The 15,454-nt window shown below is 73.5% G+C and carries 18 protein-coding genes and 1 pseudogene; 11 read left to right on the top strand and 8 right to left on the bottom strand.

Annotation, left to right across the window (positions count from 1 at the left end; translation table 11 throughout):
* The first annotated feature begins 26 nt into the window (after window positions 1–26).
* Both ACI2LW_RS23605 and ACI2LW_RS23600 read left to right on the top strand, forming a co-directional pair.
* Window positions 27–404, top strand: coding sequence for a hypothetical protein (locus tag ACI2LW_RS23605; protein WP_404733204.1), 378 nt, complete (start codon window positions 27–29; stop codon window positions 402–404).
* Window positions 382–828 carry an ATP-binding protein gene (locus ACI2LW_RS23600; protein ID WP_404733203.1) on the top strand — a complete coding sequence of 149 codons (447 nt, stop codon included), beginning with the start codon at window positions 382–384 and terminating at the stop codon, window positions 826–828. Before ACI2LW_RS23605 ends, ACI2LW_RS23600 begins: the two co-directional genes overlap by 23 nt.
* A gap of 66 nt (window positions 829–894) precedes the next feature.
* Here the strand turns inward: ACI2LW_RS23600 and ACI2LW_RS23595 are convergent, their stop codons facing one another.
* Both ACI2LW_RS23595 and ACI2LW_RS23590 read right to left on the bottom strand, forming a co-directional pair.
* Complete coding sequence (locus tag ACI2LW_RS23595; protein WP_404733202.1) at window positions 895–1,326, bottom strand: response regulator; 432 nt, start codon at window positions 1,324–1,326, stop codon at window positions 895–897.
* A gap of 3 nt (window positions 1,327–1,329) precedes the next feature.
* The gene (locus ACI2LW_RS23590) at window positions 1,330–1,695 is read right to left on the bottom strand and encodes a hypothetical protein (RefSeq protein ID WP_404733201.1); all 366 of its coding nucleotides are present in this window, start codon (window positions 1,693–1,695) and stop codon (window positions 1,330–1,332) included.
* A gap of 119 nt (window positions 1,696–1,814) precedes the next feature.
* Between ACI2LW_RS23590 and ACI2LW_RS23585 the strand changes: the two genes are divergently transcribed.
* The gene (locus ACI2LW_RS23585; protein WP_404733313.1) at window positions 1,815–3,395 is read left to right on the top strand and encodes an ATP-binding protein; all 1,581 of its coding nucleotides are present in this window, start codon (window positions 1,815–1,817) and stop codon (window positions 3,393–3,395) included.
* A complete protein-coding gene (locus ACI2LW_RS23580) occupies window positions 3,392–4,582 on the top strand; it encodes a PP2C family protein-serine/threonine phosphatase (protein ID WP_404733200.1) in 1,191 nt (396 codons plus the stop codon). Before ACI2LW_RS23585 ends, ACI2LW_RS23580 begins: the two co-directional genes overlap by 4 nt.
* 658 nt (window positions 4,583–5,240) lie before the next feature.
* Here the strand turns inward: ACI2LW_RS23580 and ACI2LW_RS23575 are convergent.
* From ACI2LW_RS23575 to ACI2LW_RS23565, 3 genes are all read right to left on the bottom strand, one after another.
* Window positions 5,241–5,627 (bottom strand): VOC family protein, encoded by a 387-nt coding sequence (locus ACI2LW_RS23575; RefSeq protein ID WP_404733199.1) that lies wholly within the window; start codon window positions 5,625–5,627, stop codon window positions 5,241–5,243.
* On the bottom strand, window positions 5,624–5,917 hold the full coding sequence (locus tag ACI2LW_RS23570) for an ArsR/SmtB family transcription factor (RefSeq protein WP_404733198.1): 294 nt from the start codon (window positions 5,915–5,917) through the stop codon (window positions 5,624–5,626). The genes ACI2LW_RS23575 and ACI2LW_RS23570 overlap by 4 nt, the downstream gene beginning before the upstream one ends.
* Window positions 5,918–6,003: 86 nt before the next feature.
* Window positions 6,004–6,891, bottom strand: coding sequence for an SDR family oxidoreductase (locus tag ACI2LW_RS23565; protein WP_404733197.1), 888 nt, complete (start codon window positions 6,889–6,891; stop codon window positions 6,004–6,006).
* 116 nt (window positions 6,892–7,007) lie between these two features.
* Between ACI2LW_RS23565 and ACI2LW_RS23560 the strand changes: the two genes are divergently transcribed.
* The 4 genes from ACI2LW_RS23560 (at window position 7,008) to ACI2LW_RS23545 (ending at window position 10,891) form a co-directional block, all read left to right on the top strand.
* On the top strand, window positions 7,008–7,583 hold the full coding sequence (locus ACI2LW_RS23560) for a TetR/AcrR family transcriptional regulator (protein ID WP_404733196.1): 576 nt from the start codon (window positions 7,008–7,010) through the stop codon (window positions 7,581–7,583).
* A gap of 366 nt (window positions 7,584–7,949) precedes the next feature.
* Window positions 7,950–9,365, top strand: a complete 1,416-nt coding sequence (locus tag ACI2LW_RS23555) for a cytochrome ubiquinol oxidase subunit I (protein WP_404733195.1) — start codon at window positions 7,950–7,952, stop codon at window positions 9,363–9,365.
* Window positions 9,362–10,351, top strand: a complete 990-nt coding sequence (locus tag ACI2LW_RS23550; RefSeq protein ID WP_404733194.1) for a cytochrome d ubiquinol oxidase subunit II — start codon at window positions 9,362–9,364, stop codon at window positions 10,349–10,351. The genes ACI2LW_RS23555 and ACI2LW_RS23550 overlap by 4 nt, the downstream gene beginning before the upstream one ends.
* Before the next feature lie 78 nt (window positions 10,352–10,429).
* Window positions 10,430–10,891 carry an AAA family ATPase gene (locus tag ACI2LW_RS23545; RefSeq protein ID WP_404733193.1) on the top strand — a complete coding sequence of 154 codons (462 nt, stop codon included), beginning with the start codon at window positions 10,430–10,432 and terminating at the stop codon, window positions 10,889–10,891.
* 124 nt (window positions 10,892–11,015) lie between these two features.
* On the opposite strand, the gene ACI2LW_RS23540 is transcribed toward ACI2LW_RS23545, so the two are convergent.
* The gene (locus ACI2LW_RS23540) at window positions 11,016–11,702 is read right to left on the bottom strand and encodes a histidine phosphatase family protein (RefSeq protein WP_404733192.1); all 687 of its coding nucleotides are present in this window, start codon (window positions 11,700–11,702) and stop codon (window positions 11,016–11,018) included.
* A gap of 489 nt (window positions 11,703–12,191) precedes the next feature.
* Between ACI2LW_RS23540 and ACI2LW_RS23535 the strand changes: the two genes are divergently transcribed.
* Window positions 12,192–12,629: a VOC family protein gene (locus ACI2LW_RS23535; protein WP_404733191.1), complete on the top strand. Its 438-nt coding sequence runs from the start codon at window positions 12,192–12,194 to the stop codon at window positions 12,627–12,629.
* 116 nt (window positions 12,630–12,745) lie between these two features.
* On the opposite strand, the gene ACI2LW_RS23530 is transcribed toward ACI2LW_RS23535, so the two are convergent.
* Window positions 12,746–13,180, bottom strand: coding sequence for a hypothetical protein (locus ACI2LW_RS23530; RefSeq protein WP_404733190.1), 435 nt, complete (start codon window positions 13,178–13,180; stop codon window positions 12,746–12,748).
* A 420-nt stretch (window positions 13,181–13,600) separates the two neighbouring features.
* Between ACI2LW_RS23530 and ACI2LW_RS23525 the strand changes: the two genes are divergently transcribed.
* Window positions 13,601–14,218 carry a VOC family protein gene (locus ACI2LW_RS23525; protein WP_404733189.1) on the top strand — a complete coding sequence of 206 codons (618 nt, stop codon included), beginning with the start codon at window positions 13,601–13,603 and terminating at the stop codon, window positions 14,216–14,218.
* Window positions 14,219–14,376: 158 nt separating this feature from the next.
* Here ACI2LW_RS23525 and ACI2LW_RS23520 read toward each other — a convergent pair whose 3' ends face one another.
* On the bottom strand, window positions 14,377–14,949 hold the full coding sequence (locus ACI2LW_RS23520) for a dihydrofolate reductase family protein (RefSeq protein ID WP_404733188.1): 573 nt from the start codon (window positions 14,947–14,949) through the stop codon (window positions 14,377–14,379).
* Window positions 14,950–15,145: 196 nt separating this feature from the next.
* On the opposite strand from ACI2LW_RS23520, the pseudogene ACI2LW_RS23515 reads away from it, so the two are divergent.
* Window positions 15,146–15,352, top strand: a pseudogene (locus ACI2LW_RS23515) (hypothetical protein); the annotation flags it as partial.
* Window positions 15,353–15,454: the final 102 nt, after the last annotated feature.

Below are 15,454 nucleotides of genomic sequence, written 5' to 3'. Positions count from 1 at the left end.
CGCGTGCCCGTAATCTCCTCGCGTAGGTGCGTCTGGAGGCCACCCGCCGGCCCGAACTCCACACCGAGCTCAGCCGCTTCCTCGCCGCCCAGCTCGACGCCGACGCCGGCTTCCACCTCGGCCACGGACTGTCCGGCGACCGCACCCGGGTCGTGCTGCTCCACCTGGCCATGCTCGGACTGATCGGCGACGAGCTGACCGTTCCGGAACTCCTCGCGCCGCACCGGCCGCCCACGGCCGCCCACGGGCCGGTGAGGGCCGCGCCGTATGCTATGGCTGGTGAAGGGGCGCACGGACGGCCCTGTGCCGGTGCGTGTCCCGTGCCAGCGAGCCCTGGCTGGCCAAGAGGGTGGTCGAGGAAGGGGTGGGAGAGGCCGACTGATGAACCCGGAGCCGCTTGGTGAGTCTGGAACCGGTCGCGTGGCCGACCAGTCCGGCATGGCCGTGACGCTGGACGGCGAGGGCGGCTGCATAGCCGAGGCCCGTCGCCTCGCCGCGAACTTCCTCACCCGGATCCGGACCGAGGAGGGGCTCCCGGCCCCCGAACGTGTCGTCGGCCTCACCCAGCTCGTCGTGAGCGAACTGGTCACCAACGCCCGCAAGTACGCTCCCGGCCCCATCCTGATGGAACTGGGCATCGTGGGCGGCGCGGTGAGGATCGGGGTGTGGGACAGCAGCCCCGTCCTGCCGGCCCCGAGAGCCGCCGACCCGCAGCGCGTCGGCCAGCACGGCCTCGAGATCGTGCGGGCCGTGGCGGACGAACTCGTGGTGCGCCGGGAGGGTGCCGGCAAGCGGGTGACCGCCCGCATCCCGATGGACGGACGGTGAGCCCGCCGCCTCCCCCTCTCCGCCTGCGGCGGGGAAACGGCGGGCCGGCCCGGCCACTCCTGCGCCTTACGACTTCGGCGGCTTGACCGCGATGTCCAGGTAGAACGAGTCGATGCTGCGCACCGCCGCCTCGAACTCCTCCAGGTTCACCGGCTTGGTGACATAGGCGTTGGCGTGGTGGCGGTAGGCGCCCGAGACGTCGTCGGGGGCGGCGGACGTGGTCAGCACGACGACCGGGATGGTGCGCAGGTCGGCGTCCTCCTTGACCACGGCGAGGAACTCCCGCCCGTTCATCCGCGGCATGTTGAGGTCGAGCACGATCAGGTCGGGGCGCTCGTTGGCCGGGTCGCGCAGATAGTCCAGGGCCGCTATGCCGTCGGGGACCTGGGTCAGGTTGCGCGCTCCTCGCTCGGCGAGGGCGTCCTGGATGAGCATCGCGTCGGCCATGTCGTCTTCGACCAGCAGCACGTCGTAGGGGCGGGTTGCGGCGGCAGCCATGATTCACGAGCTCCGGGGTGTGGGTCGGTAAGGGGGGCGTGGTGTGCTGTTGGTGATGAGCCCGGGCCAGCGGCGCCGGGCTCCCTGGCGGCTCATGCTCGCGGCCCGGCCGATCTCGGGATAACCCGCGCCGTCGGCGGCCGCCGCGCGGGCCGCCTGGTCCTCCAGGTGCCGCACGGCCTGCTTGATCCCGACGAGGACCTGCAGCCGTGCCAGGGCCCGGCGGCGGGCGTCGCCGGGCGGGTCGGGCACTTCCGCGGCCGCCCGGACGGCCTCCGGGGCCAGCCGCCGGGCGAGCTCGTCCACCATCAGGGTCACGAGCTCGGTCGTCTCGCCGGACGGACGAGGAGTGGGGGGCGGACCAGGCATGCCACCACCCTACGGCGTTGATCGGAACGGGGACAACATGCGTTGTCGGCCGCTGGGTACAGTGTGGTGGCCGCACCGCCACCGTGGCCGCGACCGCCGAGGGAAAGATGCAGACCGAGATGAAGACCAAGCCGTCCGGCACCGGGGGCGTGTTCGCCGGGTGGACCACCCGGCGCTGGCTGCGCGCGGGCGTCGCCTCCACCCTGGTGGTCCTGGCCGTGCTGGGCTCACTCGGAGGCTGGGCGATGTGGCGTACGTCTCAGATCACGGACGAACTGGTCCACCGGCGCTCGCCCGCCCTCATCGACGCCATCCGCGTGGAGGAGGCCCTCGTCAACGAGGAGACCGGCATCCGTGGTTACGGGCTGTCCGGCAACGCGGAGTTCCTCCAGCCCTACGCCCAGGGCGCGGCCGACGAGCGGGCCGCCGTCCGGCGCCTGCGCCCCCTGGTCGCGGGCGACGAACGGGCCCGCGCCGACCTCGCCGACGTGGAGGAACTGGCCGGCGCCTGGCGGCAGCGCATAGCCGGGCCCATCTCGGGCGCCTCCGTCGAGGAGGCCAGACGGCTCGCCACACAGCGCGCGGCCGAGGGGAAGGCCACGTTCGACGCGCTGCGGCGCGCCCTGACCCGCCAGCAGTCCCATCTGCAGGACCGGCGGGCGGCGGCCACGCGGGACCTGCGGCAGGCCACCACCCTGCGCAACTGGATGTTCGCCGTCATCGCCCTGGTGATCCTCCTGGTGGCGGCACTCGTCTTCGAGGGCCTGCGCCGCGGCATCACCGGCCCGCTCAGCACCCTCGGCTCCGCCGCCCGCGACGTCGCCCAGGGCCGCTTCGACCGCTCCCTCGTCGGCGCCGGACCCGCGGACCTGCGCCGGCTGTCCTCGGACGTGGACTCCATGCGCCAACGGCTGGTCCGGGAGCTGGAGTTCAGCGAGACCTCGCGCCGGCTGCTCGACGAGCAGGCGGAGGACCTGCGGCGGTCCAACACCGAACTGGAGCAGTTCGCCTACGTCGCCTCGCACGACCTGCAGGAACCCCTGCGCAAGGTCTCCAGCTTCACCCAGCTCCTGCAACGGCGCTACGGGGGCCGGCTGGACGACAGGGCGGACCAGTACATCGCCTTCGCCGTCGACGGCGCCAACCGCATGCAGGTCCTCATCAACGACCTGCTCGCCTTCTCCCGGGTCGGCCGCGTGCACAACGACCACCGCACCGTCGACCTGGAGACGGTGCTGGAGAGCACCCTCGACAACCTCAGCGTGGCCGTCGAGGAGAGCGGCGCCGAGATCACCCACGACACCCTGCCCACCGTGGTCGGCGACACCACCCAACTGGGCATGCTCTGGCAGAACCTGCTGTCGAACGCCATCAAGTTCCGCAGTCCCGACCGCCCGCCGCGCATCCGCGTCGACGTCACCGACCAGGGCGACGCCTGGGAGTTCGCGGTCAGCGACAACGGCATCGGCATCGCACCCGAGTTCCAGGAGAAGGTCTTCATCCTCTTCCAGCGGCTGCACACCAAGGACGCCTATCCCGGCACGGGCATCGGCCTCGCGATGTGCAAGAAGGTCGTGGAGTTCCACGGCGGCACGATCGGCATCGACCCCGGACACGAGCCGGGCACCCGCGTCGTCTTCACCCTCCCGCGGGCGAGCGCCACACCCGACGCGGCGGCGGAGGGAAGGACGCAGCCGTGACCGACCAGGCCGTGGCCCGCTCGGAGCGGTTCACCCTCCTTCTGGTGGAGGACGACGACGGGGACGCCCTCCTCGTCGAGGAACTCCTCTACGACACCGGCCTGCCGCACACCCTGGAGCGCTGCCGCACGGCCGCCGAGGCACGCCGGGCACTGGCGGCCGACCCCGTCGACTGCGTACTGCTGGACCTGCATCTGCCGGACGCGTCCGGCGTGGACACCGTCCACGCGATCCAGACCGGCACCGAGGCCGCCATCATCGTCCTGACCGGACTCGACGAACCCCGCGCGGGCGTGGACGCCCTGGCGGCCGGCGCCCAGGACTACCTCATCAAGGGCAAGGTCGAACCCGACCTGATGCAGCGCGCCGTACGCTACGCCGTCCAGCGCAAGCAGGCCGAGCGGGCCAACGCCGCGCTGCAGATCGGCCGTCTGCGCGCCCAGGAGAACGCCCGCCTGGAACGCGGGCTGCTGCCCGAGCCCCTGCTGTCCTCCGCCGCCGTCAGCGCCTCCAGCCGCTACTACCCCGGCCGGGCCCAGGCGCTGCTGGGCGGCGACTTCCTCGACGTGGTGCAGACCGACGACGGTCAGGTCCACGCCGTCATCGGCGACGTCAGCGGCCACGGCCCGGACGCCGCCGCGCTCGGCGTCTGCCTGCGCATCGCCTGGCGCGCCCTGACCCTGGGCGGCCACCGCGACCAGCGCCTGCTGCACCTGCTGGAGCGGATACACATCGCCGAACGCACCGGCAGCGACCTGTTCACCACCTGCACGCTCATCACCCTGGACCCTCGGGCCGGCACCGTGACCCTGCACCTGGCGGGCCACCACCCGCCCCTCCTCGTCACCCCCGACGGCGCCCGGGAGGTCGCCGCGGCCCACGGCATCGCCCTGGGCATCGTCCCCGGGCTGGGCAAATGGCCCGCCACCACCCTCGCCCTGCCCGCCCGCGGCGCGCTCGTCGCCTACACCGACGGGCTGATCGAGGGCTTCGCCGGCAGCAGCGCCTCCCGGCTGGGCGTGGACGGACTGCTGCGCATCATCGAGGACATCGGCGAACGCGACCCCGGCGGCCATCTCGACCAGCTGATCGCCCGCACCCGCACCCTCAACGCCGACCGGCACACCGACGACCTCGCCGTGCTGCGCCTGGACTGGGACACCGGAACCCTCACGCCACCGGCCTGAGGGCCGGCGGCACGCGCCTCAGCGAGCCGTCACCCGCAAGGTCTCCAGGGTCGGGTCGGCGGCGTCGGGGACGAGCATCCAGGCCGCCACGCACGGCGACCCGCGGATCGGCCCCCAGCCCCTGTCTGTGGCGGGGCGGCCCGTAGACGGCGTCCCCGCGCCGCCGGAATTCCTGCAACGCCTCCAGCACCGGGACCCGGGAGTGATCCATCACGGCCTCCTCGACGACGTCTGCGACGACGACGTCTGCGACCGGCTACGAGTACCTCCGCGGGAGCCGGGGCAACCCCGGCGCTTCCCCGCCCGTCAGGGGGCGAGGCCGTCAGGCCGGTCACGCGCGGACGACGAGGAGGCGCTGCGGCACGTCGACGCCTACCGGCTCCGACCGCGCCGCGAACCCGGCCTGTCCCCCTCCACCGGCTACCGGCGCCTGCTCGCGCCCTGCATGGGCAGACCCGCGGAGGGCAGACCCCGCTGACGACCCGTCCGGTCCCCTCGCGTCCGCCCCGTGCCGCGCACAGCGGGTGGGCCGGCGCGGCCCGGCGTGCTCGCCGGCGTACCGGCCGTGCCGCGCGGAGCGGCGCGTGCGGACCGGGGCGCGCGGAGCCGCTCGGGTCCGCACGCGCGCGCCGGATGCCTCGCCCACCGGACGCGCCGCCTATTTGTACTGGGCGATCTGGATCAGGTTGCCGCAGGTGTCGTCCAGCACCGCGGTGACGACGGGGCCGAGGTCCACCGGCTCCTGCGTGAACCGCACCCCCAGCTCGCGCAGCCGCCCGTACTCGGCGCGCACGTCGTCCACGGCGAAGGAGGTGGCCGGAATGCCGTCCGCGGCCAGTGCGGACCTGAACGGCTTGACGGCGGGATGGTCGTCGGGCTCCAGCACCAGCTCGGTGCCGTCCGGGTCCTCGGGGGAGACCACGGTCAGCCAGCGGTGCTCACCGAGCGGGACCTCGGTCTTCTTCGCGAAACCCAGGACCTCGGTGTAGAAGCGCAGGGCTTTGTCCTGATCGTCGACGAAGACGGCGGCCAGATTGATCCTCATGAGTCTCCCTCCGGCGCGTCGGACCTGAGCCAGCGGGTCATGACGCGCTCGAGCGGTTCGGTGTGGAGGTCGTGGAACTTGTAGCGGCCCTCGCGCCGGGTGCGGACCAGGCCCGCGGCCTCCAGCACGGCGAGGTGCTGGCTGACGGCCTGCCGTGACAGTCCCAGACCGTGCTTGGCCGCGAGCCGGGCGCAGATCTCGAACAGGGACTGGCCGTCCCGTTCCACCAGCTCGTCGAGGATGCGCCGCCGGGTGGGGTCGGCCAGCGCCTTGAAGACATCTTCCGCCACCGGACCACCATAGGCAAGTAGCGACTTGCATGACGAGTCCTGGGACCCACACGGAGCCGGCCCCCTCGCTCCCCGCGGCCGGCGTGTCAGGCGGCGGCGAAGTAGTGGCCCTCCTCCAGGTCGGCGAGCAGGCCGGGCTGGACGGGCTCCCAGCCCAGCAGCCGCCGGGCGTCGTCCGCGGTGGGCATCGCCAGATCCAGCGTGATGAACGGGAAGGCCGAGAAGTGCGTGGCGGCCTGCTCGGCCGTGATGCTCCGGGCGGGCACGTCCAGGCGCCGGCCGATGGTCCGCGCCAGCTCGCGCACCGTGATGCCCTCCTCCGCCGCGCCGTGCACCAGCGAGCCGGCCGGGGCCTTCTCCAGCGCCAGCCGGTAGAGGCGGCCGAGGTCGAGGGTGTGGACGGCGGGCCAGCGGTTGGCGCCGTCGCCGACGTACGCCGACACGCCCGTCTCACGGGCGATCCTGATCAGGGTCGGGACGAACCCGATCCTGTCCCGGCCGCTGTGGGTCACCGGCGGGACCGCGACGAGCACGGTGCGCACGCCGCGTTCGGCCAGTCCGGCGATCTCGCGGGCCACGGCCGAGCGGGGGTTGGCGTCGATCGCCGCGTCCCGCGCCGGATCGCCGGTGCGTGTCAGGCCGATGCCCATGAGGGTCTTGCCGGTACCGGCCAGTGTGTCGCCGAGGGCCCGCACCACGGTGAGGTCCGCCGCGACCGCGTCGGCGAACCTCCCGGCGGCCATGGCGTCGTGGTCGAAGGCGAGGTGGACGACCGCGTCCGCGCCGGACGCGGCGCGGCACAGGCCGTCCAGGTCGTGCAGGCCGCCGCGGCGCACCTCGGCGCCCATGGCCTCGACGGCGGCGGCCGAGGCGTCGGACCGTGCCAGGCCGACGACCTCGTGGCCCGCCTCGATCAGTTCGGGCACCACGGCCGACCCGATGTGGCCGCTCGCGCCGGTGACGAACACACGCATGGTGTCTCTCCTCGAAAACGGGGGCGCTCCGCAGGGCGGCCCCCCAGTGATGTGACTTGGTACCGTCACCGTAGCCGATGTGACGGTACCAAGTCACATCACCTATGCTGTGGGCCATGGCCCGATGGGAACCGAACGCGCGGGAACGCCTGGTGAGCGCCGCACTCGACCTGTTCACCGAACAGGGCTACGACGCCACCACCGTCCACGAGATCGCCGACCGGGCCGGTCTGACCAAGACCACGTACTTCCGGCACTTCCCCGACAAGCGGGAGGTGCTCTTCGCGGGCCAGGAGACGCACACCCGGCTCCTCGCCGAGGCCGTCGCCGCCGCGTCCCCGACGGCCACGCCGCTGGAGGCGGTCCGCGCGGCCCTGGACGCGGTGACGGACACCTTCACCGACGACCGGCGCGCCTTCGCCGCCAGGCTCCTCCCGGTCATCGCCGGCAACAGCGAACTGCGGGAGCGCTCGGCCCTGAAGCGCCTCAAACTCGCCGAAGCCCTCACGGACGCGCTGCGCGAGCGCGGCGTGGCGGAACCGGCGGCGGGCCTCGCCGCCGAACTCGGCGTCCGCGCCTTCGACCGGGCCTTCGGCCAGTGGGCCGATCCGGCCGGGCGGCACCACTCGCTCACCGCACTGACCCGCCACGCGTTCGACGAGCTGCGCGCCGCGCTCGCCGCCCTGGACTGAAACGCGCCGCGCCCCCGGGGCCGGGCCATCGCCTCGCCGCCCCGGCCGGCGGCAGGCCGGGGCGGCAGGCCGATGGGGGCCGGGCACACGGCGTACCGCGTGTCGCACAGCAGCGGCTGGAACGGCTGGAACGGCTGGAGCGGCTCGAAGGGTGCGGGACCCGGTGGTGCGCGGCCGGCTCCGTTCCGCCGGTGGCGCTTCGGCCGCGCTCGGCCACATGGCGCTCGCGGACGGCTCGGCGGAGTGATCCACGGGACCGCCGGGCGCCGGACCGCGGGCACCTCCGCGCGTGCTGACTACCGTGCTGCGTGACGTGAGGCCGGCGTCAGCCGCCCGCTCCCTTCCGAGCCGGAAACGAGCGTCCGTATGACGATGTCCGCCCTGCTGACGGCCGCCGACCCGCCGCAGCTCCTTCCGGCGCGGGAGCAGATGGCCTTCACCCTGGGCTTCCACATCATCCTGGTGCCGTTCGGCGTCGCCTTCACCTTCATGATGCTGATCTGCCACTACCGCGCCCTGCGGCGCGGCGACGGCGAGGCCCTGCTGCTGGCGCGCCGGTGGTCGCAGGTGGCCGCCGTGCTGTTCGCGGTCGGGGCCGTCTCCGGCACCGTGCTCACCTTCGAGCTGGGCCTGCTCTGGCCCGGCCTCATGGGCCCGTACGGGGCCGCCTTCGGCTTCCCCTTCGCCGTGGAGGGGCTGTTCTTCTTCCTCGAGGCCATCTTCATGGCCATCTACATCTACGGCTGGCGGGGGCTCCCCCCGTGGCCGCACTTCTTCGCCGGGGTCGTGGTCACCCTGGCGGGCGTCGGCGGGACGGCGGCCGTCATCGCCGCGAACAGCTGGATGAACCAGCCCGCCGGCTTCACGGTACGCGACGGACGGGTGGCCGAGGTGATCCCCTCGCGGGTCTTCTTCAACGGCGCCTTCTGGTGGGAGATGGTCCACATGCTCCTCGCGGCGTACATCGTCGCCGGCTTCATGGTCGCCGGCGTGTACGCCTGGGGACTGCTCAAGGGCCGGCGGGACCGCTACCACCGGCTGGGCTTCCTCGTCCCCTTCACGGTCGCGGCGATCGCCATGCCGCTGCAGTTCCTGGTCGGCGACACGATCGCCCGCCAGGTCTTCGACCGGGAACCGGCGAAGTTCGCCGCCATCGAACTCGTACCGGACACCGGAAGCCATGTCCCCGAGACGCTCGGCGGCATCCTCGTCGACGGCCAGGTGCGCTACGGGATCGGCATCCCCGACGTCGCCTCCGTCCTCGCCGGTTTCACCCCCTCCACCACCATCAAGGGCCTGAACGAGATTCCCGCCGGCGTACGGCCCGACGACACGGTGGTGAGCATCGTGCACCTCGCGTTCGACGTGATGGTGGGGACCGCCACGCTGCTGCTCCTGCTGGCCCTGTGGTTCGCCTGGCTGTGGTGGCGCCGGCGCGAGGTGCCCACCAACCCCTGGTTCCTGCGCGGCGCCTCGGTGGCCGGACTGGTCGCGCTGGCCTCACTGGAGAGCGGCTGGGTGGTGACGGAGGTCGGCCGCCAGCCCTGGACCGTCGTGGGCGTCCTGCTCACCAGGGACGCCGTCGCGACCCAGGGCAACCTGTGGCCGCTGTTCGCCGTCGTCCTCCTCATCTACGGCTGCGTCGGCGCCGGCGCGCTCCTCGTGCTGCGCGCCATGCGCCGCCGCTGGTCCAAGGCCCCGGCCGACGTCGTCGGAGTGCCCTACGGTCCGCGCACGGCGCCGGCGGGACACCAGGGCGCCGGGGAGGCCGGTGACGCATGAGCACGCTGGTCGCCGCGATCCTCTTCATCGGCGTCATCGCCTACGCCCTCTTCGGCGGCGCGGACTACGGCGCCGGCTTCTGGGACCTGACCGCCGGCGGTCGTGAACGCGGGGAACGCCTCCGTGAGCTGATCAGCGTCTCGCTCAGCCCGGTGTGGGAGGCCAACCACACCTGGCTGATCTTCTGTCTGGTCACCCTGTGGAGCGGTTTCCCCCAGGCGTTCGCGGCCCTCACCACGACGCTCTACATCCCGCTGGGCCTGGCGGCCCTGGGCATCGTCACCAGGGGAGCCGGATTCGCCTTCCGCCACGGGCTGACGCGGGGCCGCCAGGAACAGCTCAGCGGTGTGGTCTTCGCCGGCTCCTCCGTGCTCACCCCCTTCTTCTTCGGCACCGTCGCGGGCGGCATCGCCTCCGGCCGCGTCCCCGCGGACGGGCACGGCGACCCCCTGTCGAGCTGGCTGAACCCGACCTCCGTCCTCGGCGGCGTCCTCGCCGTCACGGTCTGCTCCTACCTCGCCGCCGTGTTCCTCGCCGGCCAGGCCCGGCTGCGCGGCGAGCAATCGCTGGAGAAGGCCTTCCGCGACCGGGCCGTCGGCGCCGCCGTCGTCGCCGGAGTGGTGGCGCTGGCGGGCGTGTTCGTCCTGCGCGCGGACTCGCCACGGCTGTTCGAACGGCTGAGCACCGTGGGCGCGCCCCTGCTGGCCGTGTCCGGCGTGTGCGGCCTGCTCGCGCTCGCGCTGCTGCGCCGGGGCGGCACCACCGTCGTGCGCACCCTGGCCGCCGCCGCCATCGCCGCCGTCCTCGCCGGGTGGGGCGTCGCGCAGTACCCGTACATCCTCGGAACCCATGTGACCATCCAGCAGGCGGCGGCCCCCACGGCCACCCTCTGGGTGCTGGTCGTGGTCTCCTGTGTCGCGGCGGCGCTCATCGCGCCCTCGCTGTTCCTGCTGTACACGCTGCAACTGCGGCGCCGGCTCGGCTGAGGAGTACGCCCGCCCGCCGCTCCCCGAGGAGCACCACCGGGGTGCCCCGGCCGCGGGCCGCGTGGCATCGTGGCAGCCATGGCGACCGGACCGGATCTGGCCGTGCTCGTCGGCCTGCAGGCCTCCGGCAAGACGGCCTTCTACGAACGGTGCCTGTCGGACCGGTACGCACTGGTGAGCAAGGACCTGTTCCCGAGAGGCGCCAGGAACAAGCAGCGACGGCAGATGCGGCTGGTGGCGCAGCACCTGGCGGCCGGGCGGCCGGTGGCGGTGGACAACACCAACCCGTCCCCGCGGGAGTGGGCGCCGCTGCTGGAGACGGCCCGCGCCCACGGCGCTGCGGTGACGGCCTACTGGTTCCCGCCGGACGTGCCGGCCTCGCTGCGGCGCAACGCCGCCCGCCCGGGCCGGGACCGGGTCCCCGACGTCGGTGTCCTGGCGACGCTCGGGCGGCTGCGCCGGCCAACGCCGGCGGACGGGTTCGACCGGGTGCTCGAGGTGCGGTTCGACGGCCGGGGCGGCTTCGAGGTACGCGAGTGACCTTTGACGTCCGGGGAGCCCGCGCCCCGGCACGGTCCCCGGGGGACCGTGCCCACCGGGGACGGTCCCCGTTCGGAGGGCCGCCGGCGGCCTCGGTCACCGCGCGGTCACGGGTACTGCGCGGTCACGGGTACTGCGAGGGGTACGCCCCGGCCGCCGGCACCGGGGAGGCGGCGCCCGTCGCCGGTGCGGGCCGCCGCGGGTGCGCGAGCGCCGCGGAGCGCGACTGGACCCACCGCTGCCGCTGCCGCGGGGTGAGGCAGCCGACCCGGATGTCCCAGCAGCCGTTGTGCCGGGTGAGGGACACCGTGGACAGGGGCGGCACGGCGAGGTGCCAGAAGGCCCGCGCCGGTACGGCCAGGGCGTGGATCAGCGCGGCCCGTACGACGGCCGCCTCGGTGACGGCCACGGTGTGGTCCGGCCCGGGCGCCAGGCCGCGCAGCCAGTCCGCCGTACGGCGGCACAGCCCGCGTACGGACTCGCCTCCGTGCGGCGCGGCGTCGGGGTCCGTGAGCCACGCCGTGAACCCGTCGGGGTCGAAGGCGGCGACCTCGTCGATGGTGCGGCAGCTCCACGCGCCGAGGTCGAGATCACGCAGCGCGGGATCGGACGTCGTCACCAGACCGAACGCGGAAGCGGTCTGCGCGCAGCGGATCGAGGGCGCCCGGACCGCCGGCCCGTGGGAGGGCAGCGCGGCCCGGGTCATGCTCGCCAGCGGGAGGCCGTGCTCCCTGCCCGGAGCCTCGCAGACGAGGGGGGCCGACGCGGCGGCACCCCCGGGCGCACACAGGAACGTCAGGCGGATCGTCATGAGACCGTCCTCCTTCTCGGCCCGCCCGGGGCCGACCGCGGATGGCGTGCGACCGCGCCGGACGCCCGGCCGGCCGGGCGGAACGGGCAGCGGAGCGGCCCCGGGGCCGTCTCCGGCACACGCCACCTTGTGACTCATCCGTCCAGGTTCGGCCAAAGCCGCAGGCCGTGACATCCGTCGACCGTCCGGCACCACCCCGCCGACCGGCCGGTGCGCCCCGGCCACCCGGCCGATTCCGCGTACGCCATACGCCATACGCCAACGCCATACGCGGTCCGTCGCCCGTCCACCGGTCCCGCCGCGCCGCACCCCGCCCGCCCGCGGGCGCGGACGTTTCCGCGCGCCGCGCGGCCGGCCCGGCCCCGGCTCCGACGAGGCGTCCCTGCCCACCGCCGCGACGGAGACGTCCCAGGACGTACGTCGGACGTCCCCGGCCGTACATCCCGAGTCCGATGCGGCGGCCGGCGGGCCCGTGCCACCATCGGACCCATGTCTCACTCCTGGCCCAGCCATCTCGACGTGGGGGCGGTCCGCTTCGCCCGGCCGACCGCGCGCTACGACGACGTGCTGGAGTTCTACCGGGACGTCCTCGGCCTGCCGGTCCTCGCCCGGTGGCGCGGCCACCAGGGCTACGACGGCATCGTCCTGGGCCTGCCGGGGACCGGGGTGCACATGGAACTGCTCCAGCACGGCGACCCGCCCCGCATCCCCGAGCCGCACCCGGAGAACCAACTGGTGCTCTACCTCCGCGGCCCCGAAGCCGTCGCCGTGGCCGCCCAGCGGCTCGCCGCTCACGGGCACAGCCCCGTCCCCGCCGCGAACCCCTACTGGCCGGACCGCGGGGCCGTCTGCTTCGCGGACCCGGACGGCTGGCTGGTCGTACTGGCCCCCTGGGTCTTCGGCGAGGAGCCCCCACCGGCCGGTTGAGGGGGGCGCGGCGGGGGCGCCGGCGGGGGCGCAGGCGGTGAGCGGCCGCCCGGGCTCGTCGACGAGGTCGCTTTCACCCCGCCGGCCGGGCCCGGGCAACCGCGTTCAGCCCTTGCTCAGGTGTTCGGGTTGTCGATGTACGAGCCCTTGTAGCAGGTGTCTTTGCCCGCGTCGTCCACGCAGGCGATCACCCGGACGCCGTTGATGTTGCTGGAGGCTTCCCAGTACCGCCCGCTGCGCGTCACGGTACTGCCGTGTCCCTGGTCGTCCCGCAGAGTGGCGACATCGTCCCCGTTGGGGTTCAGACCCGTATAGACGCGGACGAAGGTGTAGACGGCGTGGCTGTCCCCCTTGGTGTCGCTGACGCTCTGGCTGATGTTGTTGATGGTGCAGCAGCCGCTCCAGGACCATGAGGCGCCGGCGGACACGCCCGTGCCCGATGCCGAGCCCGACGCCGCGAAGGCGCTGGTGCCCGCTGCCACGACGAGCACGGCGGCGCTGCCGACGACGCCCGCGGCGCAGGAAAGCCGTCTCGAACAGATCTTCGTCAAGATTCCCCCAAGCGAGTGGAAAGGTGTGCGAAGTCTGGCCTTGATCAGCGGCGTGGCACCATCCTCAATCAAGCCAGGGGACGGCGGAGAGGTGCGGGGTCGAACGCCCACCTCGGCGCGTGGCGGCGCACTGCCTCCCGGGCCGTGCGCCAGGTGGGGTTCTCGGGCCGGCTGTCCGGAACTGGTCGATACCACCGCCCGGCCCGTCGCCGGGGCGTCCGCGTGCGGCCCCTGGCGGGCGTGCCTAGGCTGGACGGGCACAGCTCGTTCCCACCGGCGTCACCACCGCCGCCGCCCCGGGCGCGCGACGACACGGACCCCGACGCGCGCCGGACCGGCGCCCGGGGTGCCGCCCCTCCGGGCCGGGCCCGCCGCCGATGCGTGCGCCGCCATCCCCCCCGAGACGGGAGGCGCAAAGCCATGGACATGAAACTCGAGGTCGTCGTGGTGCCGGTGGCCGACGTCGACCGGGCCAAGGACTTCTACACGGGGCTGGGCTGGAGGCTCGACGGGGACTTCGCCTCCGACGGGGACCTGCGGGTGGTGCAGGTGACCCCGCCCGGCTCGCCGGCCTCGGTCATCTTCGGCAGTTCGATCACCGACGAGGCGCCGGGCGCGGCGCAGGGCCTGCATCTCGTCGTCGACGACATCGAGGCGGCCCACGAGGACCTGAAGCAGCACGGCGCCGACCCGAGCGAGGTGTTCCACGACGTCAACGGTGTCTTCCACCACGCCGGCGCCGAGGGGCGGGTGCCCGGCCCGGACGAGGGGCGCGGCAGCTACGGCTCCTACCTGTCGTTCCGCGACCCGGACGGGAACGGCTGGTACCTCCAGGAGGTCACCAGGCGGCTGCCGGGGCGGGTCGATCCGTCGGCGACCACGTTCGCCTCGGCGGAGGACCTGGCGAGCGCCATGCGGCGGGCCTCGGCGGCGCACGGCGAGCACGAGGCGCGCATCGGCGCGGAGGACCCCGACTGGCCGGACTGGTACGCGCGGTACATGGTGAGCGAGCAGGCCGGAACCGAGCCGCCGTCGTGACCGCGTCGCGTCACCGCCCGGCGCGACGGTGATCCTTCCGGCCCTTCCGGCCCTTCCGGCCCTTCCGGTCCTTGCGCGCCCACGCCGGGCGGCCCGTGACGCGGGACGGCCGGCGGGCGCGCAAGAACCGGGAAGGACCGGGAAGGACGGGGGCGGGGTCAGCGGACGACGTCGAAGACCTGCTTCTGCAATCCGTTGGCGTACACCTCGTGCTCGACGAGCCGCAGCTTCTGGGCGTCCTTGTCCGTGGTGCTGAACAGCCGCTTGCCCGCCCCGAGGAGGAGCGGGAAGACGAGCAGGTGGTAGCGATCGATCAGGCCGGCGTCCGACAGGGACCGGTTCAGCGAGGCGCTGCCGTGGACGATGACCGGTCCGCCCTCGGTCTCCTTCAGCGCGGCGACCTCCTCCAGTGAACGCAGGATGGTCGTCTCGCCCCAGTCCGGCACCAGGTCGTCCTCGGTGAGCGTGGTGGACACGACGTACTTGGGCATCACCTTGTAGTCGGCGAACTCCTCCATGCCGGGCCACACCGGGCTGAACGCCTCGTAGCTGACCCGGCCCAGCAGCATCGCCGTGGCTTCCTTCTGCTCCCGGCCCTTGATCTCGTACGCCTCGGGGAGGAATTCGACCTCCTTGAAGGTCCACCCGGAGTTCCGGTAACCGGGCTCGCCGCCCGGCGCCTCCACCACGCCGTCGAGGGAGACGAAAGCGGTGCTGATCAGAGTGCGCATGTGAAGTCCTTCGGTTCCTCGTGCCGTTCGGCTGCCTGCCTACCTACTTGCCGGCCGGTGCACGGTCACGGACCGCCGTACCGGCGGCCGCCGCACCGACCACCATGTCCGACTGCGCGGCGCGGGAAAACTCATCGGTCGCCAGCGCACCGACGCACGCCGCCCGGCGAGGGTGGCGCCCCCGTTGCATCAGGTCGGCGCCGTCCAGTTGGAGACCTCCTACGGCGCCATCGAGATCGGCGTCCGCGAGGGCACCGCCGCCTGGCTCGACGTCAGCTCCGGCCACGGCCAGGTCCGCAACACGCTCACCGCCGAGGACGCCCCCGAGCAGAGCGAGGACACCGTCGAGGTCCGCGCCCGCACCCGCTACGGCAACATCGACATCCGCCGCGCCAGGGCCTGAACCGCGGCCTTGGGTTCTAGGAGTCGTTGCAACACCCCAGTTCAGGGGATGCGATGGACTTCGAGATCCGTAAGGACCGGACGAAGCCTCAGGGCAGGAAGA

Source organism: Streptomyces sp. NPDC004065, assembly GCF_044903565.1.
Taxonomy (GTDB): domain Bacteria; phylum Actinomycetota; class Actinomycetes; order Streptomycetales; family Streptomycetaceae; genus Streptomyces.
Note: the sequence above shows the minus strand (reverse complement) of the source record. Positions and strands in the feature narration are given on the sequence as shown.

Coding starts and splice junctions, on each gene's coding strand:
- ACI2LW_RS23535 (WP_404733191.1), top strand. CDS start 12,192: ATGTCTCACTCCTGGCCCAGCCATCTCGACGTGGGGGCGGTCCGCTTC.
- ACI2LW_RS23595 (WP_404733202.1), bottom strand. CDS start 1,326: ATGGCTGCCGCCGCAACCCGCCCCTACGACGTGCTGCTGGTCGAAGAC.
- ACI2LW_RS23545 (WP_404733193.1), top strand. CDS start 10,430: ATGGCGACCGGACCGGATCTGGCCGTGCTCGTCGGCCTGCAGGCCTCC.
- ACI2LW_RS23565 (WP_404733197.1), bottom strand. CDS start 6,891: ATGCGTGTGTTCGTCACCGGCGCGAGCGGCCACATCGGGTCGGCCGTG.
- ACI2LW_RS23540 (WP_404733192.1), bottom strand. CDS start 11,702: ATGACGATCCGCCTGACGTTCCTGTGTGCGCCCGGGGGTGCCGCCGCG.
- ACI2LW_RS23560 (WP_404733196.1), top strand. CDS start 7,008: ATGGCCCGATGGGAACCGAACGCGCGGGAACGCCTGGTGAGCGCCGCA.
- ACI2LW_RS23590 (WP_404733201.1), bottom strand. CDS start 1,695: ATGCCTGGTCCGCCCCCCACTCCTCGTCCGTCCGGCGAGACGACCGAG.
- ACI2LW_RS23520 (WP_404733188.1), bottom strand. CDS start 14,949: ATGCGCACTCTGATCAGCACCGCTTTCGTCTCCCTCGACGGCGTGGTG.
- ACI2LW_RS23550 (WP_404733194.1), top strand. CDS start 9,362: ATGAGCACGCTGGTCGCCGCGATCCTCTTCATCGGCGTCATCGCCTAC.
- ACI2LW_RS23600 (WP_404733203.1), top strand. CDS start 382: ATGAACCCGGAGCCGCTTGGTGAGTCTGGAACCGGTCGCGTGGCCGAC.
- ACI2LW_RS23585 (WP_404733313.1), top strand. CDS start 1,815: ATGAAGACCAAGCCGTCCGGCACCGGGGGCGTGTTCGCCGGGTGGACC.
- ACI2LW_RS23525 (WP_404733189.1), top strand. CDS start 13,601: ATGGACATGAAACTCGAGGTCGTCGTGGTGCCGGTGGCCGACGTCGAC.
- ACI2LW_RS23555 (WP_404733195.1), top strand. CDS start 7,950: ATGACGATGTCCGCCCTGCTGACGGCCGCCGACCCGCCGCAGCTCCTT.
- ACI2LW_RS23575 (WP_404733199.1), bottom strand. CDS start 5,627: ATGAGGATCAATCTGGCCGCCGTCTTCGTCGACGATCAGGACAAAGCC.